This is a genomic window from Arthrobacter sp. StoSoilB13 (assembly GCF_019977255.1).
Taxonomy (GTDB): Bacteria; Actinomycetota; Actinomycetes; order Actinomycetales; family Micrococcaceae; genus Arthrobacter.
Genome location: NZ_AP024649.1, coordinates 550,652 through 570,997 on the forward strand (window position 1 = coordinate 550,652; position 20,346 = coordinate 570,997).

Genomic DNA, 20,346 nt, shown 5'->3' on the forward strand with positions numbered 1-20,346 from the left:
ATGGGCTATCGACGAGCAAAGACCAAGCGCGGTGTGGTCCTTCTTCGCATCCGTGCACTGCTTGCGGGAGGCCTGGCATTGGGACTTGGCAGCTCCGTGACCCTGGCTTCGTGGACGGACAGTGACTTCGCAAGCAGTTCATTCGGCGCAAGCGTCTTCCAGACTGAATCCAATGTCACCAGCCCTTATGACGCCTTGGGGACATGGAGCACCAACGACGTTTCACCCGGTGCCACTTTGGTGTTCAATGCCACCGCGATGAGCCCCGGCACGGTGTTCTATGCGCCGTTCGCTATCAGGACCAAAGCAAAGTCCGTGGCGGGGGAAGTGGTGCTCGGGATTCCCGTGGTGACCAGCAGCGGGACTGGAACAGCGGATCTGGGTGCGGCGCTGCGGTATCGGGTCGTGCGGTCAACCACGTGCCAGGCGTCCTCGTTCAGTGGGAGCCCCGATTTCGTGGTTGGCAGCGACGGCGTCAAACCCTTGACCATGGGCCAGGCAGTCGGCGTCGTCAATCCGCTGGCGGCGGCCACTGCGACCCTGCCGGGGGAAGCCACGCACTTCTGCTTTGAAGTGTCGCTTCCGGCGGGGGCAAACAATGCGCTGCAGGGCCAGACAGCAACCGCGACCTGGCAGTTCACTGCCACCTCAAGCTCATGAGCCGGCCTGGCCGGTTTGAGCGCCGCTTGCGGGAGACGCTGCTGAACCTCGCTGCCGCGGGCGGCGCTGTCTGCCTTATCGCAGTGGTTCTCGCGGTGGCGTTCAACATCACCCTGATCCTGTTCAAAACCGGCTCCATGTCTCCCACTATCCCCGCAGGTTCGCTGGCCGTGGTCCGCGAGATTCCGGCTGCCGAGATCAAAACAGGTGACGTTGTTACGGTGGACCGGCCCGGAAAGCTGCCCATCACGCACAGGATCCAGAGCGTTGGGCCTGCGGAGGGAACTGCCCGCACTATCACCATGAAAGGCGACGCCAACGCCGAGGCTGATCCGGCGCCCTACGTCGTGGAGCGGGTCCGGATTGTGCTCTGGTCCGTCCCCGGTCTGGCGTATCCCTTGGCTGCAGCGGCCAACCCGGTGGTGTTGGGCGCAACCACGGTCTGCGTAGCGGCGCTGGTGAGTTGGGTGCTGTGGCCTCGAAACGGATCCCGGCGCGGCCAGCGCCGCAAAAGAGGGCAACATGCTGCTGCCTAGGTTGGGGGCCCTTACCGGGCTGCTCGCTCTCCTGTTGTGTGCTGCCGTACCAGCCAACGCCCAGGAAGGACCTTCCGGTTGGTTGGAGCTCGACGCCGGTCCGACCGGGGAGGTGCACCGTCTCACCCCTGGTGGGACAGCGGATTGGGCGGTGGACGTGCATGCGCGGGGTGAGGGCGCCGGTTTGCTGGAAGTGTGGATCCAGCCGACCGAAACTGCAGGCCCGGATAGTGAATCCAGGGGACTCCGGGACTACCTCAGCGTGCAATTGCGCTCCTGTGAACAGCCATGGAACGGCGCCATGTGCGCGAGCGGTGAACGGAGCTTGCTTGAGCCCACGGGCCTGCATCTCGCCGAGGGCTTGAGGATCGACCTCATGAAAGATGGCAGCACCTGGTCCAACGGATCGCACATCCTTGTGAGCGCGGCGCTCACGGAGGACGTTCCCGCAGAGTTCCAAGGTGGCCGCACACAGATTGTGCTGGGCGTTCTTGGTTCGGGCGACGCGGCTGGAGATTCCGTCCCCGGTGCGGTCACCGCGGGTCCGGGCGGGCCGCCGTCGTCCATTGGCTTGGCCGATACCGGTGCCAGGCTGGGTGGCGCCGCGATGCTGGGCCTGCTTGCGGTAGCCACAGGCTTCGCTCTTGCCCGCTTGCGCGGAGCGCAGGCATGAAGAAGCGGCCCGGCCGGCTGCGTTCCGTGGCAGTAGCCTTGTCCCTGCTGATCTTCCCGTCCCTGCTCATCTCCGCCTCAAGCCCGCCGCCCATGACCGATGCGTCCTGGCAGCGGAGCGAATTCGGCAGGGGCAGCTTCGGGACCATCACGATTCCCCCGGCCACGTTGAATGGGCCTTGCGAATATCACGCGACGCTCCTCGGCGCCGGCGCTTACGTCAGGGTCTTTTGGAAACCCCCGGCCACATACCCAAACCTGACGGACGCCGTCATTGATGTTCACCTGATCACGGCAGGATCCACCGTGACCACACTCCAGGGATATCCGGGAACTGCGAATACCACTGGCTCTTCAGCCGGCTACACCACGGACATTCCGGCCACACTCCTCGGCGGCATTCTTGGATTCAACACGCAGTTTCAAGTGGATATCTACATCTCAGCGGCCGGGTGGAAGTCCACGCCCGTGTCGGTCAGGGCCAATGCAGGCCTGGTCGCCGGCATCGGAGGATCCTGCACCAATCTCTGAATGGTCATCCCGGGTACTCCAAAACTTGGGCAAAACGTCCTCGAAAGGCTTCTTGACGCCAGAGTTTGAAGCCCCATCGGCTAAACTTGGCTGGTAAGAGCCCCGAAACTCTTGCGTACGCCGCCGCCCGCGGCAGGCTGCACCGGTAGGTCGGGGCATTCTCATGTACGGCGTCGAGTCCTGGCCATCCGGCTTGGTCTCGCCCGAAAGAATGGGGGAGGATCCCATGCCCGCTATCGTGATCGTCGGAGCCCAGTGGGGCGACGAAGGCAAAGGCAAAGCTACCGATCTGCTCGGTGGCCGTGTTGACTACGTGGTCAAGCCCAACGGCGGTAACAACGCCGGGCACACCGTGGTGGTTGGCGGTGAGAAGTATGAGCTGAAGCTCCTTCCCGCGGGCATTCTGAGCCCCAATGCCATTCCCATTATTGGCAACGGCTGCGTGGTGAACCTCGAGGCACTCTTCCAGGAAATTGACGGCCTTGAGGCCCGTGGCGCGGACACGTCCCGCCTGCGCGTTTCGGCCAACGCACACCTTGTTGCGCCGTACCACCAGGTCCTGGACAAGGTCACGGAGCGCTTCCTGGGCAGCCGTGCCATCGGTACCACGGGCCGTGGCATCGGTCCGGCTTACATGGACAAGGTGGCCCGCCTGGGCATCCGCGTCCAGGACGTGTTCGACGAATCCATCCTCCGCCAGAAGGTGGAAGGTTCGCTGCGCCAGAAGAATGAACTCCTGGTCAAGGTCTACAACCGCCGAGACATCGTGGTGGACGAGATCGTTGAGTACTTCCTCTCCTTCGCTGAGCGCCTGCGCCCGCTGGTCATCGACAGCACGCTCGAACTGAACAACGCGTTGGACGAGGGCAAGGTTGTACTCATGGAAGGTGGCCAGGCCACGTTCCTGGACGTTGACCACGGCACGTACCCGTTCGTCACCTCATCCAACCCGACGGCGGGCGGTGCTTCCGTTGGCTCGGGCATTGGCCCCACGCGGATTTCCCGTTCCATCGGCATCATCAAGGCCTACACCACACGCGTTGGCGCTGGCCCGTTCCCCACGGAACTCTTCGACGAGATGGGCGTCTACCTGCAGAAGACCGGCGGCGAGTTTGGTGTGAACACCGGCCGTCCCCGCCGCTGCGGTTGGTACGACGCCGTCCTTGCCCGCCATGCTTCCCGCGTCAACGGCTTCACGGACTACTTCGTGACCAAGCTGGACGTCCTCACGGGCATCGAGCAGATCCCGGTTTGCGTTGCCTACGATGTTGACGGCGTCCGCCACGACGAAATGCCCATGACGCAGACCGAGTTCCACCACGCAGTTCCGATCTTCGAGTACTTCGACGGCTGGACCGAGGACATCACCGGCGCCCGCACGCTCGAAGACCTTCCGGAGAACGCCCGCAACTACGTGCTGGCCTTGGAAAAACTCTCCGGTACGCGCTTCTCGGCCATCGGCGTCGGCCCTGACCGGGACCAGACCATCGTGGTTCACGATCTAATCAACGACTGATTCTTACTGAATTTACGACGACGGCGGGTCATCCCCGGTTCCACGTTGGAGCCAGCGGATGGCCCGCCGTCGTTATTGCCAGCCCTCCGCTGATCGACGGAGGGCGTTCCGGTTCGTGCCCCGGGACTATTTCGGCGGCCCTCGCCGTTACGCCATTCGGGGCCGAAAGCTATGTTCGCGAACACGCCGAGATGACGACGGGACGGGATAAGTGACTACAGAAACTACTGCCGACGGAGTCGGGTTCCGTTCCCGCCGTGGACCGATCCTCATTGCCCTAATGCTCTCGACCGGGCTGGTAGCCATTGATGCGACGATAGTTGCCACGGCGGTGCCGTCGATTGTGGATGACATCGGCGGTTTCACGTCTTTTCCCTGGCTCTTTTCGGCGTACCTGTTGGCGCAGGCCGTCTCCGTGCCCGTCTACGCCAAACTGTCTGACGTCGTAGGCCGCAAGCCGATCATCCTCAGCGGCATCGGCCTGTTCCTCCTGGGTTCCATCTTGTGCGGGCTGGCTTGGAGCATGCCCGCCCTCATCGCTTTCCGTGTGTTTCAGGGCCTGGGCGCCGGAGCCGTGCAGCCGGTGTCGATTACTATCGCCGGGGATATTTACACGCTCGCTGAGCGGGCGAAAGTCCAAGGCTACCTCGCGAGCGTCTGGGCCGTTTCTTCCGTGGTGGGACCGACGCTGGGTGGCATTTTTTCCTCGCTTGGCATCTGGCGCTGGATCTTCTTCATCAACGTCCCGCTGTGTCTTCTGGCGGGATGGATGCTGGTCCGCACATTCCATGAGAACGTCGACCGGACGAAACACCGGGTCGATTACCTGGGAGCAGGGCTCCTGACGGTCTCTCTAAGCCTGCTCATCCTGGGAGCGCTTGAGGGCGGCCAAGCCTGGCCTTGGAACTCCTCCATAAGCATCACGGTTTTTGCCGTCGGGGCCTTGGCGTTCATCGCCTTCCTCTTCGTGGAAAAGAAGGCGGCTGAGCCTGTCCTCCCACCGTGGGTTGTTTCCCGCCGGCTACTGGTGACGACGGCGTTGATCTCCTTTGGCGTCGGCGCAGCCATGCTTGGTCTCACCTCATACGTCCCAACGTTCCTTGAAGGAGCGCTGGCGACTTCCCCGGTGTTTGCCGGACTCGCTTTGGCAGCCTTGACGATCGGCTGGCCAATCAGCGCGTCCCAGGCTGGCCGGTTCTACCTCCGGATCGGGTTCCGAAGGACGGCTTTGATCGGTATTTCCGTGACGGTCATCGGCGCTGCCGTGCTTGCCCTCACCGCCTCATCACCCAACGTGTTGTTGGTGGCCGTGGCCTGCTTCATTGTTGGCCTGGGACTCGGGTTGGTCGCGACGCCGAGCCTGATCGCGGCGCAGTCGAGCGTTGAGTGGAACGAACGCGGGGTAGTCACCGGCACGAATCTTTTTGCCCGTTCCATCGGTAGTTCGATTGGTGTGGCCGTTTACGGTGCGATCGCCAATGCCATTTATGCAGGCGGCCCCAGCGGCGGCCCCGATCCGCAAACAACGGTGTCCGCTTCCACCGCTGTCTTCCTGGCCGTGCTGGTGAGTGCCGTGCTTACGGTCATTGCCGTCGTCGCCATGCCCTCCAAGGCGGACAGTTCCATCACGGCCCCAGGCAGCTGCCAAGACCGTCGTTGCGCCCTCGCAGGATTAGGACGGGCCGCTGGGCAGCGTGTCTTCCGGGCTGACGAAGTCGGTGTGTTCGTGGATGACTTTCCATTCACCTTCCTCGCGTCGGAAGACGCTGGTGGCTCGAAGAGCGAACGGGCGGGGAGCGCTTCCGTCAATTGTGCCGGTGAAGCGGACTATGGCGGCGGTGTACGCCATGTCTCCCACGACGTCGAACGCCATAACGTCCAACGTGACGTCTCGGCCTCCTGCAAGCCGGGCTGCTACTCGCCGAAATGTCGGTTCCAGCTGGGTCCACCCTGTGGTGGAGACGCCCACTGCTCCAAACAGGCTTACTGGCTCCCGGTGGGACCACATTTCAATGCGGCGCGAGGGGTCCCCAGTGACAAGAGCGGCCTCCGCAGCATGCAGGGCAGGTTCAGCCCATGCAAGGAATTCCTCCCGGGGATCCATGGTTCCTCCTTCACAAGGGCGGGTTTCTCACAGCGTCCTCCCTCAGCAACGGCGAGTCAACGGAAACGGCCGGTCAACGGACGTGAAGCATCCGGCTTGGAACGCTCGACGGCGGCAGGCGGCGTTGCGCTGATGAGCGGCCGCCCGCCGTCGTACTCCCACAAAGTCGGCGGCAGGTATTAATCCGGCCGGCTGCTGGCCGTCACGGTGGATCGCGCCGGGGCAGGCTTGGGAGTGGACTCAGACTTCAACAGCACCGCTTGGATGACGATGCCCACGGCAGCGAAGGCAGAGAGGGTCACTCCGTACGCCAGCAAAGTTGGCACGAGGCCCCACACGGGTGCGAGTTGGCCGGCGATGATAACTGGCAGACTGAAGGCAAGGTAGGCGGCCGCGTAAATGCTGGCGAATACGCCCGCGCGCTGATGCGGCTGAATGTGCGGTGCGATCAGCCGGATCTGTCCACCGAACGATCCGCCGAACCCAATTCCGCCCAGTACTGCCCCAATCCAGACCGCGGGCAGCCAGGTTGCATTGATTCCGAAGAGGACCGCCAGGATCCCGAGCAGAATGAAGGAGACCCCGGCCAGTGAGCTGTGTCGGGCGGGATGGCGGCCAAATGCAAAGGTTGCCACCGCGGCTGAGAACGGGCCAAGGAAAGCGGTGAAACCCGCCACCAGGCCACCGTCCAGCGCAAAGTGGAGCCGGAGCAGCACTGGCGAGAGGCCAAGGAAGAAGGCTGGAAACATCCACCCGGCGATGTGAAGGGGGAGGCCTGCGGCGAACTCTCGGCGTATTTTGCCGGGAATGCTCAGGCGCGGGGTGAGGGAACGGACTGCACCTGGGCGTTTCACTGCCGTCTCGGAGGTGAAGCTGACAAAGACGATGCCGAGGATCATTACGCCGGTGAGAATGGCGAAAATGAGCAAGTTGGCGTCCGCTGTGAACTGAACCGCGGCGCCTGTTACGAGGGCTCCAATGCCAAGACCACCAGCCACTGACGCGCCCGCAAGGCCGCCAGCGAGCTTCTTAAGGTGGGACGGTGCCTGCTCGGCGATGGCTGCGTTGAATGCGCCGGTCGCAATGCCGGTGGCGATTCCTTGGAGGGGCCCGGGCGATGATTACCCAGGTAATGGTGGATGCAACCATGAAGGCGATCATGGCAATCAGCTCGGTGTAGAGCGCAATCAGCATGACGGGACGCCTGCCAAGGTGATCCGAAAGTGAGCCTCCCACCAGCAGCGCTGCCAACAGGCCTATTGCGTAGATGGCGAAGGCGAGGCTAAGGGTGCCGGCCGAAAAGCCCCACTCCTGTTGGCGGAGCGAGAGCAATGGCGTGGGTGCCCCGGCCGCGAAAAAGAATGCGGCGAAGACCAACGCAAGCCCGGGGAAAGCCGCTTTGGCTGGAAAAGTGCGGGGCGGCCGCGTAGTACGGGATGGTGACAATGTACGGGACAAGTGAAGACTCCTTAGACAGAACGGTCTAATGCCAGTTAGACAGGTCTGTGCAATAAAGTCAAGAAATTTTAGACAGATCTGTCTGATATGCTTTGTGTATGGCCTCCACCAAGCTTCCGGCTCGGCAGCGTCTCCTCGACGCCGCAGACAAGTTGTTTTATGCCGAGGGTGTCCACACCGTTGGCATTGACCGCCTCATCGAAGAGGCAGGCGTAGCCAAGGGCTCGCTCTTCTACAATTTTTCGGGCAAGGACGATCTTGTTGCCGCCTACCTGGAGGGTCGCGACCGTCAACGGCGCGAACGCATAGCCAGGCATCAGGCCGGGCTCGGCGAGCCCACGGCGAAATTGCTGGCCATCTTTGACTCCCTTCACGAAGCGGTGACCTCGCCCGGATACAAAGGTTGTCCGTTTGCCAATGCCAACGCAGAAGCCCTTCCGGGAAGCGTCGAGGCTGAAGCCCTGAAAACGTTTCGCGGTTGGCTTTCCGACGCAATCCTCTCGCTCTGCGAAGAGGCTCGGTTTGCCGATCCAGCAGATGTCGCAGCGCGCATCCGCCTGCTCTATGACGGGGCGGTCTCCAATTCGCACCTGGACGCCCAGCCGGGGGCTGTCCGGTTGGCCAAGGAGCTGGCTTCCATGGTTCTGGAAAACGCACCCCGCGCCCTCTGACTTTGGGCTCCGATAGGAATAGGCTCGCGGAGCAGGCGGTTGTCGCTAACCATGAAGGCAATTACCTATAGCGAGTATGGAAACCCGGACGTCCTGGAGCTGACTGATCAGCCGATGCCCAAAGTGGGTCCAGGCATGGTCCTGGTGAAGGTGAAGGCGGCGTCGGTAAATCCGGTCGACTGGAAGATCATGGCCGGCTACCTGGACTCCTTCATGGACCTTCAGTTCCCGGCCATTCCGGGCTGGGACGTGGCAGGCGTTGTGGAATCGGTGGGAATTGACGCCCCGCAATTTCAGCCCGGGGATGAGGTCATTGCCTATGGCCGCAAGGACTACGTTCACGGCGGAAGTTTTGCTGAATACATTGCGCTCCCGGAGCGGCTTCTCGCCAGGAAACCGGACTCCCTGGATTGGAACGAGTCGGCCGGACTTCCTTTGGCCGGGCTCACAGCTTTCCAGGTACTCAATCGTCTCGGGCTCAAAACAGGCGAGACGGTTTTGATCCATGGCGGTTCTGGCGGGGTCGGATCTGTCGGTGTTCAGATCGCCGCGGCGCTCGGCGCGAGGGTCATCGCGACAGCGTCCCCAAAGAACCACGACTTTCTCCGCTCGCTTGGCGCGGAACCTGTTGCGTACGGTGAAGGGCTTGTCGGGAGGGTGCGGGCCTTGCAGCCTGATGGTGTTGATGTCGTGGCGGACTTTGTGGGTGGAAACCTCGAGGCGACCCTGAAGGTCCTGTCCGAAGGAGGCCGGCATGCATCCATTGCAGACAGTGAGGTGGAGGCGCATGGTGGAACCTGGATGTGGGTGAATCCCGTCGGTGCCGAACTGCAGCAGCTCGCTGACCTGGTAGATGAACATGGGATCCGGGTAGAGGTGGCGGAGACGCTTCCCTTAGCCAAGGCTGCGGATGCCTTCCGGCTCAACATGGAGGGACATACACGCGGAAAGATCGTAGTAAGAGTGGGGTCTTAGTCCGCGAGTTCAGTTTGATCCAAGCTTACTTATGTTCAATTCATACCTAAGTAGGTTATGCTCTTCCTATCCCACCTAGGAAAGAGCAAAGATGCTTCTTGAACGAGACCTCCTTCAAGCCACTGGCTTCCGCAATGTCCACGAAGGTGACCGCGTTACTGGATTTCAGTTCAGGGTGCGCATGCCTTCCTATCGCGGCATGGCTGCCTCCCTCATCGACGGCATCTCCGTCAGGGTAGGAAACCATGTGGACGTACCTGCCGAGGTTCCGCTCTGGACCCTGGGCGGGAAGACATACACCCTCCGCGAACTCTGGGCGAGCGAAGGGGTGCGCTGGCAGCTGGAGGAAGCCGCAACGGTGACTGTGCCGTTGGAGGGAGGCCTCCCGCAAGGGGTCCATGATGTGCATATCGAGTTGAAGCTCCGCATGTCCTACATCCCGATCGAGCATCAGCCAACTGTCCACCGCGCTTCCCGGCACATCACGCTGGCGCCGGAAGGCGGCGGAGGCGGCGTGTTCCAATATGGCGTATCCCTCTACAGCTTCATGCATGACTACGGAACGGTCCTGGACCTTGAAACCGCCTTGGCGGCGGTGGCAGATACCGGCGCCACCGGCGTCGAGATTTTGGGGGAGGGCCATGTGCCCAACTATCCGGAGCCCACGGCCGCCTGGATTGACCAGTGGTTCGCCTTGCTGGAGAAGTACTCGCTCGAGCCGACCAATTACGGCTCGTGGATCGATACGCGGCTACATCCCGGCCGGCACATGACTGCCCAGGAGGGTGCCGCCGCGTTGCAGCGTGACCTGAGGCTGGCCAACCGTCTGGGCTTTGGTTTCGTCCGTCCCAAGATCGGAGTTGTCTCCAGCGACCTGATCCCGGACCCCATCTGGACCGGGTCCGTGGAGCGTTCCCTGGATCTTGCCCATGAACTGGGGGTGGTTATCTGCCCCGAAATCCACTCGCCCACGCCCATCAAGCACCCGGTGGTGGACGATTACATTGCCCTCATCGAGCGTACGGGAACCAAGAACTTTGGCCTGTTGATCGACACTGGAATCTTCCAGGACCGGCCCATCCCGTTGCGGGAGGGTGAGACCAGGGAAACCAGGCCTGCCTTCCTCGACGGCATCGGAGTGGATCCGGCAGACTTTGCCGACGTCGCGCAGTACGTCGTGTTTGTCCAAGCCAAGTTCCACGACATCGATGAACACCTGGAAGACCAGCAGATTCCGTGGCGTCCCGTCCTCAAGGCCCTGAACGACGCTGGATACAACGGCTACTTGTCCAGCGAGTACGAGGGCGAGAGGACACCCTGGCGCTCCATTGAGCAGGTTCGCCGCCAGCATTCGCTGATCCGCAAGATCGCATCCGAACTCGCCTGACCACCCAAAGTAAGAGAAGAAACAAATGCCCAACGGACTGATTCAAGAAGACAGCTTGCGAGCCCACCCCGAAGGCCTCGCTTTGTCGCTGACCCTTCCCTGGTACCGGAGCCTCTGGCTCTCATCCGTCTCCACCATGAAGCTGACAGTGGACGGTGAGGAGGTTCCGCAGCAGGACCTCTCCTTCGAGCTTGGCGGAAAGACCTACGCCCTGGCGGAACTTCCGGCGCAAGCTGAAACTCTGTGGTTCCTGCAGGAGCACCCGCGCCTTATTGCGCGTCGGCCGGTACCTGTGGAACTGGGGGAGCGGCACGCCATCCGAATCTTCGGTGAGCTGCGCCTTCCATACATGCAGATCGCGGCTGGACAGGATGGCGGGCCGGGTATGTACGTGCCCAACTTCGTCAGCCAGGCCCTTGAGCTGACGGTTGTGGACCGCGACGCACCCGCGCCTGAAACCACGACGCCGGTCACGCCACCACCGCCGAAAGCGGACCAGGATCCGTTCTCCTTGGGGTTGACCCTCTACTCGGCGAGTGCGGAGTTCCGGGCAGGATGGTACGACTTCGATGGGTTGCTGAACAGGGTGGCGGATCTCGGAATCGGACCCGGCATCGAAATTGTCGCTTCCCAGGTGCTGCCCACTTACCCCACAGTGAGCGATGACTTCGCCAAGTCCTGGCATGCAGCCTTCGACAAACACGGTTTTGACGCCAGCTCCTTCGGTGCCAACCTGGACATGGGCCGCCGTCGGGACCGCGATATGACGCCGGACGAAGAATACGAATTTACGGAGACGCTCTTCCGCGGGGCAAAGAAGCTGGGATTCCCGCTGGTCCGGATCCAGAGTGCCAAGCCGGAGCTGCTGCGCCGCCTGCTCCCTCTTGCCGAACAATTGGAGCTCAAGCTGGCGTACGAGATTCATGCTCCCTTGGGTCCGAATTCCCCCGAGATCATGAAAGTCCGGGACGTTTACGACGAATTGGATTCTCCTTTGCTGGGCTTCGTGGCCGATTTTTCTTCCACCATGCACAGCATGTCTCCAACATTGTTGCGGGCCGTTTCGCGGGCCGGACTGGATGAAGAAGCGCTGGAGCGCCTGCAGGCCATCTGGTCCACGGATGCCTCAATGCGGGAGCGCCAGGAAGAGTTCATCGGGTACCTCCGGAGCCGGGACTTTGATCCCGCCCGGCTCGGCTCCTTCGCGCACCTCGCTTTCAATATGCACGGACATGTCAGCCCGGGCGATTGGGCGGACATCATGCCGCAGATCATGCACGTGCACGCGAAGTTCTACGACATCGACGACGACGGCAACGAACCCGCCATCGATTACCCGGAACTCGTCCGCGTGTTCGTGGAAGGCGGGTACCGGGGCTATTGGTCCAGTGAATGGGAAGGGCATGCCTTCGCCGAGTTGGGTGAGGTGGATCCCTTACTGCTGGTTCGGAAGCAGCATGACCTCATCAGGCGCAGCATGCGTGCCGCGGTGGCCAAGGTCTGACGCACGAGCTCCCTGCAGCCCGGCCGGTTCTCCGGCCGGGCTCTACGCTTTGGGCTCGGTTTCGGCAGCGACGATCGCGGCGGCTTCTTCGAAGAGGCCGCGCATCCAAATGTGCTCGGAGTCGGCGTTGTGGACGGGATGCCACCACAGGGCGTTGACCAACGGTGTTGCCGGAAACGGCAGCGGCAGGATCCGGACGCCGCCCAAGCGACGGGCAATGGGGGCAAGGGCTGCCTGGATGAGCCCGATCCTGTTTGTTCCTGCGACGAAGTGGGGGAGTGCTTGGAAACTCTCCACTACTACTTCCACGCGCGGCTCAATGCCCAACTGCTGAATTTGGCGCTCGGCGGACGTGAATGCTGAGCGCGACTGATAGGTCATGACCCACGGCAGGTTGGCGATGTTGTCCATGGAGACCTCCTCGCCCACTTCCTGGTTGGTTTCTGAAACTACGGCAAGCCAATCGTCGCGCCACAAATCCACGAACGGGAGGCCCGTGAGGATCCCGTGGGGAATCACCATGCCGTCTGCCGCCCTCAAGCGGTTGGCGGCGTCCTCGACTACCACGGGATTGTGAAGCATGAACCGGAAGCGGACTCCAGGGGCACGCTCTGCTGCGAGTTCCGAAACAACCCGTCCAACCGTGGTGAAACCGTAGTCCGATCCATAGATGGAAAACTCCCGCGCCGATTCATTCGGTTCCCAGCTGGCTTGGCTCTCGAAGACGCGGCGGGCGGCGTCGAGGGCCAATGTGGTGTGCTCGGCCAGCCTTAGGGCGAACGGGGTTAGCTCGTAGGTGTTCCCCCGGCGGGCAAGGATCGGATCGCCAAAGTGGTTCCTGAGGCGGGCCAATGAAGCACTCAAGGCTGGCTGGCTCAAATGCAGGCGCTCGGCCGCACGGGTCACGCTGCGTTCGGTAATGAGGGCATCCAGGGACGTCAGCAGGTTGAGGTCGAGCCTGGAAAGCAGGGCGTGGTCCGTCACGACGGCAATCCTTTGAGTCGGGGCCTTGGGAAACAGAAGGCGTAGCAGGACCAGTGTATCCACGGCCCTGATGACGTTTCCGCTGTGGACCTGGAGCGCCTCACAGAGATACGCGGGTCATGCCTTTACCCGAAACAGCCGTACTTATGTGCGGCATCCGAAATACTTATGTGTCTTTCTGGCAAATGCCGTGCATACTGATGAGTGACGGGGGTCACGGCGCTCCCGATAAGACAAAGAAGTCAGAAAGGCTGAAAATGACACAGCACCGCTTTCGAGGACTGAAGCTCGGCGTTCTCGTCATCCCAACCGCTGCTGCACTTGCACTGACAGGCTGCTCAGGCTCTACCACCGCCGGCAGCGCGGGAGGTTCCAAGGAGTTCTCCTTGACGTTCGCTACCTCCAACACCATTGAGAGCCCGTTCCAGAAGCTTGGCGAGCAGTACATGGCAGCGCACCCGGACGTGAAGATCACGTTCAATGCGCAGCCGAACGATTCCTACGACCAGACCGTCCGCACACAGCTGCAGGCCGGCAACGCCTCGGACGTCATTGTGACGTCGCCCGGATCGGGAACAGGCCGAAGCATCCTTCCGCTGGTCGATGCAAACTTCCTGGAACCCTTGGATGATTCGGCCAAGAAGTTGGTTCCTGTGGGCAGTGAAGCCTTGTTCGGCAAGGATGGCAAAGTCTACGGGCAGGCTGCCGAAATGACCGTCGTCGGGCTCGTGACCAACGAGACCGCAGCCAAGGCCTCCGGTGTTTCCGATTTCCCCAGCGACTTCTCGTCCCTGGAAAAGCAGTGCTCCTCGCTCAGTTCTTCCGGCAAGTCATTCTTTGCCCTGGCCGGCTCAGCCGCACCCAACACCGGCCTGATGGCCATGTCCCTGGCGGCCTCCCGGGTTTACGCTGAGGATCCCAAGTGGAACGAAAAGCGTGTGAGTAAGGAAACCACCTTCGCCGACTCCCAGGGCTGGAAGGACGCGCTGCAGGCCGTCGTCAAGCTCAACGAAGCAGGTTGCTTCCAGAAGGGCGCAGCGGGCGCGGGCTTCGACGCCATCACCAAGGGCCTCGCGAGTGGCTCTTCCCTTGCCGGCTTCATCCCTGCTCCTTCGTGGAAGCAGCTCAAGACGGCAGCGGCTAATTCCGACTTTGCAGTCCGCGCGCTTCCGTCCGAGCAGAGCTCCGACAAGGGCTTCGTTTACGCCAGCGCGAACTACTCCTTCTCCATCAATGCCGCTTCCAAGAACAAGGATGCTGCCAAGGCCTTCCTTGATTGGGCTGCCGAACCTGAGCAGACCAAGGCGTTCGCGGAGATTGATGGCGCACTTCCCGTTAGCGGTTTGGACAGCTACGACTACGCATCCGGCGCTTACAAGAACGTCGGGGACCTCATCAAGGACGGCAAGTACGGTCCGCTTCCCAACAGCCAGTGGCCGAACTCCTCTGTCTACGATGCCCTCGCAACGGGTGTTCAGGGTCTCCTGACAGGCCAGAAGTCGGTTGACCAGGTGCTGCAGGCCATGGATGCGGCCTGGGGCTAAAACCAGATAAGAACCCCACCGAAGTTCCGACGACTCAAAGGGACGAGCAAGGATTACCATGACTGCGACGATGCAATCGAAAACCGAAGCAGCTGACGCTTCCCGGCGAGGCAGGCGAAACCCGGGAGCGGCCCGAAAGGTCCGTTCCCGGGGTGGGTCCCTGCAGTTCGGCCACTGGTGGTGGGCACTCCCCGGGATCGCCCTCGTCATCGCCATTCACTACGTAGCCACCGGAATTGGCGGCTACTTCGCCTTCACCAACTGGACCGGTATCGGCTCCTTCAAAGTGGTTGGCCTGGCAAACTTCGAGGCAATCTTCAAGGATCCGACCAAGCTCGGGGCCTTGCTGAATACCCTCTTCCTGGCCTTTTCCTCCGTATTTATCAGCAACGTTGCCGGCCTCTTCATCGCCCTGGGCCTGAACCGGGTAATAAAGACACGGTATGTACTGCGCACGTTGTTCTTCATGCCCGTGGTCCTCAGTCCGCTGGCAACGGCCTACATCTGGAAGTACATCTTCGATTTCGACGGCCCCATCAATGTCTTCCTCGCCTCGATCGGCGCTGGTGACCTGGCCAAGCCGTGGTTGGCGGACCCGCAATGGGCCATCTGGACAGTACTGATTGTCCTGGTCTGGGGCAGCACCGGTTTCGCCATGGTGATCTTCATGGCAGGCCTGGCAGGCGTTCCCGTGGAAATCGAGGAGGCCGCAGCCATCGACGGCGCCAACATGTGGCAGCGCTTCTGGAACGTCACCCTTCCAGCTATCCGTCCGGCCGTAGCCATCGCATCAACCCTGGGCATTGTTCAGGGGCTCCGGGTCTTCGACCCCATCATGGCACTCACCGGCGGAGGCCCGGCAGGCGCCACTGAAACCCTTGCCACGCAGGTCTACAAGCAGGCATTTGCGCTCGGCAACTTCGGCGGCGGCGCCGCCTTGGCCCTGGTGCTGGCCGTCATCATCCTGTTCTTCGCCGTAATCCAGCAGCGGCTGACGCGATCGAACCCCGAGGACTAACAATGTTCCGCTACACAAAACTCACCGTTCTCCGCGAAATCGGTCTGTGGGCATTGGCCCTCCTCTTTCTTTCCCCGTTCTACTTCCTGGTGACCACTGCACTGAAGTCCGATGGTGAGATCTACACGACCTCGCCGCTGGCACCGCCGTCGAGCCCTGACTTCAGCAACTTCACCGCCGTCCTGACGGCCCAAGGCAATTCAAATGTGGTGCTTGGCCTGGTGAACAGTGTCATCATCACCACTGGCAGCATCCTTGGCTTGATCGCCCTTGGGTCCATCACTGGGTACGTCATTTCACGGTCTACCCGCCGTTGGAGCAAGGGCGCATACTACCTGTTCCTGATCGCCATCATCCTGCCAGGCCAGTTGGGGGCGGTTCCCCTATATATGGGCGCGCGTTCCTTGGGTCTTACGGGCTCGGCCTGGGGCCTGATCGTCCTGTACACGGGCATGCTCCTGCCACTGTCCATCTTCCTGTACTCCAACTTCTTCCGCGGCCTGGGTACGGATTACGAAGAAGCGGCCACCATTGACGGCGCCAGCAAAACGCAGGTGTTCTCCAAAGTAGTCTTCCCGATGATGGCTCCGGCCACGGGCACTGTGACCATCTTCGCCGGACTGATCGTGTGGAACGACTTCTTCACTTCGCTGATCTTCCTGGGTGGCTCCAGCAACCAGACGCTGCCTGTGGCGATGTACTACTTCATCGGCTCCCTGGTCTCGCAGTGGAACTCCATCTTCGCGATCGTGATCGTGTCCATGATTCCCATCCTCGCGTTGTTCCTCTTCGCCCAGAAGCGCTTCATCCAAGGCTTCTCCGGCGGCCTGAAGGGCTAACGGACGCCGTCCACCACCCCATGTTTTAGAAAACACCCCTTACTTCCAGGAGATAACCATGTTTAAACTTGCGCCGAATATCGACCTTTTGTTCGCTGAAGCAGGCGAAAGTGCCGCTGATCGTGTGCGTGCGGCGGCAGCGGCGGGATTCGATGCCGTTGAGATGTGGGGTCCAACGGGCAAGGACATCCCCGCGCTGAAGGCTGCATTGGAGGAGACCGGAGTGCAGCTCACCGCCCAGCTGGCGGAGCCGCGGATGCAGTTCATGATCCCTCCCAAAAACCACGAACCCTTCTACGAGGGGCTCGATGCCGGCGTCGAGGTTGCGCGCCAGCTTGGCTGCCCACGCATTGTGGTTGGAAGCGGAACAGGCTTTGGCGGCCGCAAGCGACAGGACCAACTCGATGAGCTCATCGAGATCTTCACCAAGGGCGTGAACCACATCCAGGGGTCCGGCATCACCCTGGTCCTGGAGCCCGTCAACGTGCGCGTGGACCATCCCGGGGCCCTCCTGGACCGGACGTCGGAGGCCGTCTACATTGCGCGCGGCGTGAATTCGCCCGGGTTCGGAGTCCTGTACGACCTCTACCACTCCACCGTTGAAGGCGAGGATGTGGCCGCGGAACTGGCCAACGCGGGCGACCTCATCAAATACGTTCAAATCGCGGACGCCCCGGGCCGTGGCGAGCCGGGTTCCGGTTCGATCGATTGGAACGCGCGGCTGGGAGACCTGGAGGCCAGCGGGTACAGCGGGCCGATCGGACTCGAATACTACCCAACCATCGATTCCGCGAAGTCCGTCCGACGCATTCAGGAATTGGTGGCCGCCCGGTGAGTCAGCGGTCCTACCCCCCGGCGGTTGACGTTGTAATCGTCGGCAGCGGTCCTACGGCGTCCGCCTATGCGCGAATCCTGAGCGAGGAAGCGCCTGAGGCTACCATCGCAATGTTCGAGGTGGGCCCAACCGTCAGCAATCCTCCGGGCGCACATGTGAAGAACATCGCTGATGAGCATGTTCGCGCCGCCGCGCAGCTTGCTTCCGAAGGCCCGGGCGCGGGCGCGGCGACCGTGAACTCGCCAGGTGCCGTGAAGAGCGGCGAACGCAGGGCGCGGCCAGGAACCTACTTGCTCAGTGAGGGCTATGCCTTCCCCGGCGAGGACGGCATGCCCGTTGCCGCAATGTCCAGCAACGTCGGTGGCATGGGGGCGCACTGGACTGCAGCGTGCCCCCGCCCTTCCGGCAAGGAGCGCATCAGCTTCATTCAGGACATGGACGGATTGCTGGACGACGCCGAGCGTCTACTGGGCGTCACGACCCACGCCTTCGACGGCGCTCCCTTCTCGGATCTCGTCCGCGGGCGGTTGGCGGCTGTTGTCGACGAGGGACGTGAGCCCGCCCTGCGCGTCCAGCCCATGCCCCTTGCGGTCCACCGCGAAGCCGACGGCCGACTCATGTGGTCAGGTGCCGACGTCGTCATGGGCGGGGCAACCCGGCAGAATCCGCGCTTTGAACTCTTCGACGAGTCGCTGGTCACCAAGGTAATGCTCGACGGCGGCAGGGTTGCGGGCGTGGAAGTCCAGGACCGCCGGACGGGCGGGAGCCATACGGTCGCGGCACGCTTCGTGGTGGTTGCGGCGGATGCGCTGCGGACCCCCCAGCTGCTCTGGGCTTCGGGTATCCGGCCGAAGGCACTGGGCCGCTACCTCAATGATCAACCGCAGGTGGTATTTGCCAGTCGACTGGAAGGCGTCACGGCCCCTGCGCGGGAGGAAGCGGCGCAAGGCCGCGGCGGGCTCACGCAGCAAAGCGGCGTGGCCTGGGTTCCGTACACCGATGATGTCCCTTTCCACGGTCAGATTATGCAGTTGGATGCCTCGCCGGTGCCATTGGCTGACGACGATCCCGTGGTGCCCGGTTCGATCGTTGGCCTGGGGCTGTTCTGCGCTAAGGATCTACAGCGCGAGGATCGCGTGGCCTTTGATGATGACGTCCGGGACGCTTACGGAATGCCGGCCATGCGCATCCATTACCGCCTGACGGCGCGCGATCATGAGGTGATCGAGCGGGCAAAGGCGGAGATTGTGCGGCTTGGGAAGGCAGTGGGACGTCCCTTGGACGAACGTCCCTTCGCGCTGCCACCGGGCGCATCACTGCACTATCAGGGCTCGACGCGCATGGGCCGTGCAGACGACGGGGAAAGTGTTTGCTCTCCGGATAGCGAAGTCTGGGGAGCCGCGGGGCTTTTCGTTGCCGGCAACGGGGTTATTCCTACTGCGACGGCCTGTAATCCAACGCTGACCGCTGTCGCCCTTGCCGTGCGTGGAGCCCGCAAAATCGCAGAAGAGCTGGACAATTCTTTACTTATGTCAGAATCAGACAATAGAATTACTAAATAAGGAAGAAGTCGCTGCGGAAGCCTCAAGCCCCGCAGCAAGACAAGGAGATCCCATGATTGCCGACCGCATGATCGAGCAGGGAACGCTCACCACTGAAGGCGACCGAACCGCCGTCGAAGTCCGTATCCCGTGGTACCGGGCCCTGCCGGGTTCCTGCATTGCCGGGGCCGCGCTCACCATCGACGGTGTGGCCGCTCCCGAGGAGTCGTTGCGCTGGACCATGAACAACCGCACTTTCAGCTTTGGCGAGCTGGTGGAGGAGACGGATGAGTGGTGGTTTCCGCTGGATTCGGCAGTTCTTTCTGGCGAGCTGCCCCTGACGGATCCGGAGGCGGACCACGAAGTACGGGTGGACCTCAAGCTCTACATCCCCTACATCACCACTGACCACGGCGTGTTGCACATCGAAGAGAACGACACCAAGACCATGAAGGTAGGACAGCGATGACCGGCCTCGGCACTCCCATTCAGGGCGTTACCCTTTACAGCTTCACCCGCGCTTTCCATAGCCGGCAGTACGACCTTGACGGCCTGATCCGCAAGGTAGCTGCAGAGGGTTTTGGGCCAGGTCTTGAAATCATTGGATTCTCAAGCCTGCGGGGCTTCCCGGACCGGATCGATGACTCGTTCGTAGGCCGCTTCCGTGATCTCGTTTCCGAAGTGGAACTGCTTCCCACCTCACTGGCCGTCAACGTTGACACGGGCATCCGCAGGGACCGCCTCATGAACCACGACGAGCTTGTGGAGTACATGCGCAAGCAAATCGAGGTCGCCTCCAGGCTGGGCTTCCCGATCGCCCGCGTCCAAATCTCCCTCACGCCCGATGCCATGGAAAGCCTGTTGCCGGTGGCCGAAAAGTACGGTGTCACCCTGGCGCTTGAAGTCCATGCACACCAGCACGGTGCCCACGAACTGATCCTCGCGTTGCGCGACCGCTTCGACAAGTTGGGTTCCCCGCTCCTTGGCTTCACGGCCGACTGGGGTGCCACGGTCAGCGGCTTCGCGCCGTCGCTCCTTGAGGCCTACCGGCGCCGGGGCGCCTCCGAAGAGCTGCTCCAGCAGGTTGTGGCCATGTGGAACGGCTTCTACGCAGAAGGCCCACCCACCACCGAGAAGGCCCACGGCGAACGTTTCGGAGCCTTCATTGGCCTGGCCGCCCGCAACGGCCGTCCGGACCTGGGCATCGACTTCGCGATCAATGGAACCGGCCTCTTTGGCCCGGCCCCCCATTGACACCTGGCTGGAAATCATGCCGTTCGTCCGCCACGTGCACGGCAAGTTCTTTGGCATCGACGAGAACGGCGAGGAACCTTCCGTGCCCGTCCGCGACCTCGTCCGCCTGCTCGTCGAGAACGGCTACTCCGGCGCAATTTCCAGCGAATACGAGGGGTGGCACTGGAACAACTGGCAGGACCCCTTCGAGATCATCCGTGGCGAACAGGCCATCCAGCGTTCAGCCGCTGCCAACGCCGGTTCGAGGATCATCACGGATCCTGCCGAAGCCCGCAGCATCCTCAACAGCCACCTCACCCAGCCGGTCCTCGGCTGAT

21 protein-coding genes and 1 pseudogene are annotated in these 20,346 nt (G+C 62.1%); 18 read left to right on the top strand and 4 right to left on the bottom strand.

The window, feature by feature from the left end; translation table 11 throughout:
• From LDP01_RS21135 to LDP01_RS21160, 6 genes and pseudogenes are all read left to right on the top strand, one after another.
• The gene (locus LDP01_RS21135) at window positions 1-660 is read left to right on the top strand and encodes a SipW-dependent-type signal peptide-containing protein (RefSeq protein ID WP_224094030.1); all 660 of its coding nucleotides are present in this window, start codon (window positions 1-3) and stop codon (window positions 658-660) included.
• Window positions 657-1,196 (top strand): signal peptidase I, encoded by a 540-nt coding sequence (locus LDP01_RS21140; RefSeq protein WP_224094031.1) that lies wholly within the window; start codon window positions 657-659, stop codon window positions 1,194-1,196. The genes LDP01_RS21135 and LDP01_RS21140 overlap by 4 nt, the downstream gene beginning before the upstream one ends.
• Window positions 1,183-1,869, top strand: coding sequence for a hypothetical protein (locus LDP01_RS21145; RefSeq protein ID WP_224094032.1), 687 nt, complete (start codon window positions 1,183-1,185; stop codon window positions 1,867-1,869). The genes LDP01_RS21140 and LDP01_RS21145 overlap by 14 nt, the downstream gene beginning before the upstream one ends.
• Window positions 1,866-2,399 (top strand): hypothetical protein, encoded by a 534-nt coding sequence (locus LDP01_RS21150; RefSeq protein ID WP_224094033.1) that lies wholly within the window; start codon window positions 1,866-1,868, stop codon window positions 2,397-2,399. Before LDP01_RS21145 ends, LDP01_RS21150 begins: the two co-directional genes overlap by 4 nt.
• A gap of 226 nt (window positions 2,400-2,625) precedes the next feature.
• Entirely contained in the window at window positions 2,626-3,915 is a 1,290-nt protein-coding gene (locus LDP01_RS21155) for an adenylosuccinate synthase (RefSeq protein ID WP_224094034.1), read from the top strand.
• A gap of 280 nt (window positions 3,916-4,195) precedes the next feature.
• Window positions 4,196-5,545, top strand: a pseudogene (locus LDP01_RS21160) (MFS transporter); the annotation flags it as partial.
• Between the two features lie 42 nt (window positions 5,546-5,587).
• Here the strand turns inward: LDP01_RS21160 and LDP01_RS24035 are convergent.
• The 3 genes from LDP01_RS24035 to LDP01_RS21175 all read right to left on the bottom strand — a co-directional run bounded on the left by LDP01_RS24035 (window position 5,588) and on the right by LDP01_RS21175 (window position 7,477).
• The gene (locus LDP01_RS24035; protein ID WP_224095108.1) at window positions 5,588-6,019 is read right to left on the bottom strand and encodes a DUF4440 domain-containing protein; all 432 of its coding nucleotides are present in this window, start codon (window positions 6,017-6,019) and stop codon (window positions 5,588-5,590) included.
• Window positions 6,020-6,198: 179 nt separating this feature from the next.
• Window positions 6,199-7,017 (bottom strand): hypothetical protein, encoded by an 819-nt coding sequence (locus LDP01_RS21170; RefSeq protein ID WP_224094035.1) that lies wholly within the window; start codon window positions 7,015-7,017, stop codon window positions 6,199-6,201.
• 31 nt (window positions 7,018-7,048) lie between these two features.
• A complete protein-coding gene (locus LDP01_RS21175; protein ID WP_224094037.1) occupies window positions 7,049-7,477 on the bottom strand; it encodes an MFS transporter in 429 nt (142 codons plus the stop codon).
• A 98-nt stretch (window positions 7,478-7,575) separates the two neighbouring features.
• Here LDP01_RS21175 and LDP01_RS21180 point away from each other — a divergent pair, with 98 nt between their 5' ends.
• The 4 genes from LDP01_RS21180 to LDP01_RS21195 all read left to right on the top strand — a co-directional run bounded on the left by LDP01_RS21180 (window position 7,576) and on the right by LDP01_RS21195 (window position 12,014).
• On the top strand, window positions 7,576-8,148 hold the full coding sequence (locus LDP01_RS21180) for a TetR/AcrR family transcriptional regulator (RefSeq protein WP_224094038.1): 573 nt from the start codon (window positions 7,576-7,578) through the stop codon (window positions 8,146-8,148).
• A 51-nt stretch (window positions 8,149-8,199) separates the two neighbouring features.
• Window positions 8,200-9,123 carry an NADP-dependent oxidoreductase gene (locus LDP01_RS21185; protein WP_224094039.1) on the top strand — a complete coding sequence of 308 codons (924 nt, stop codon included), beginning with the start codon at window positions 8,200-8,202 and terminating at the stop codon, window positions 9,121-9,123.
• Window positions 9,124-9,214: 91 nt separating this feature from the next.
• Window positions 9,215-10,510, top strand: coding sequence for a C-glycoside deglycosidase beta subunit domain-containing protein (locus tag LDP01_RS21190; RefSeq protein WP_224094040.1), 1,296 nt, complete (start codon window positions 9,215-9,217; stop codon window positions 10,508-10,510).
• 25 nt (window positions 10,511-10,535) lie between these two features.
• The gene (locus tag LDP01_RS21195; RefSeq protein WP_224094041.1) at window positions 10,536-12,014 is read left to right on the top strand and encodes a C-glycoside deglycosidase beta subunit domain-containing protein; all 1,479 of its coding nucleotides are present in this window, start codon (window positions 10,536-10,538) and stop codon (window positions 12,012-12,014) included.
• 42 nt (window positions 12,015-12,056) lie between these two features.
• Here the strand turns inward: LDP01_RS21195 and LDP01_RS21200 are convergent, their stop codons facing one another.
• Complete coding sequence (locus LDP01_RS21200) at window positions 12,057-12,998, bottom strand: LysR family transcriptional regulator (protein ID WP_224094042.1); 942 nt, start codon at window positions 12,996-12,998, stop codon at window positions 12,057-12,059.
• Window positions 12,999-13,255: 257 nt separating this feature from the next.
• On the opposite strand from LDP01_RS21200, the gene LDP01_RS21205 reads away from it, so the two are divergent.
• From LDP01_RS21205 to LDP01_RS21240, 8 genes are read left to right on the top strand one after another with little or no spacing between them, the layout of a single operon-like run.
• Window positions 13,256-14,542: an ABC transporter substrate-binding protein gene (locus LDP01_RS21205; RefSeq protein ID WP_224094043.1), complete on the top strand. Its 1,287-nt coding sequence runs from the start codon at window positions 13,256-13,258 to the stop codon at window positions 14,540-14,542.
• Window positions 14,543-14,600: 58 nt separating this feature from the next.
• Complete coding sequence (locus LDP01_RS21210; protein WP_224094044.1) at window positions 14,601-15,560, top strand: carbohydrate ABC transporter permease; 960 nt, start codon at window positions 14,601-14,603, stop codon at window positions 15,558-15,560.
• Window positions 15,561-15,562: 2 nt separating this feature from the next.
• On the top strand, window positions 15,563-16,399 hold the full coding sequence (locus LDP01_RS21215; protein WP_224094046.1) for a carbohydrate ABC transporter permease: 837 nt from the start codon (window positions 15,563-15,565) through the stop codon (window positions 16,397-16,399).
• Window positions 16,400-16,457: 58 nt separating this feature from the next.
• Window positions 16,458-17,234, top strand: coding sequence for a TIM barrel protein (locus LDP01_RS21220; RefSeq protein ID WP_224094047.1), 777 nt, complete (start codon window positions 16,458-16,460; stop codon window positions 17,232-17,234).
• Window positions 17,231-18,796, top strand: a complete 1,566-nt coding sequence (carA, locus tag LDP01_RS21225; RefSeq protein ID WP_224094048.1) for a c-glycoside 3-oxidase CarA — start codon at window positions 17,231-17,233, stop codon at window positions 18,794-18,796. The genes LDP01_RS21220 and carA overlap by 4 nt, the downstream gene beginning before the upstream one ends.
• Before the next feature lie 52 nt (window positions 18,797-18,848).
• Window positions 18,849-19,244, top strand: a complete 396-nt coding sequence (locus LDP01_RS21230; RefSeq protein ID WP_224094049.1) for a C-glycoside deglycosidase beta subunit domain-containing protein — start codon at window positions 18,849-18,851, stop codon at window positions 19,242-19,244.
• Window positions 19,241-20,029, top strand: coding sequence for a sugar phosphate isomerase/epimerase family protein (locus LDP01_RS21235; protein ID WP_224094050.1), 789 nt, complete (start codon window positions 19,241-19,243; stop codon window positions 20,027-20,029). Before LDP01_RS21230 ends, LDP01_RS21235 begins: the two co-directional genes overlap by 4 nt.
• Complete coding sequence (locus LDP01_RS21240) at window positions 20,010-20,345, top strand: hypothetical protein (RefSeq protein WP_224094051.1); 336 nt, start codon at window positions 20,010-20,012, stop codon at window positions 20,343-20,345. The genes LDP01_RS21235 and LDP01_RS21240 overlap by 20 nt, the downstream gene beginning before the upstream one ends.
• Window position 20,346 lies beyond the last annotated feature (1 nt).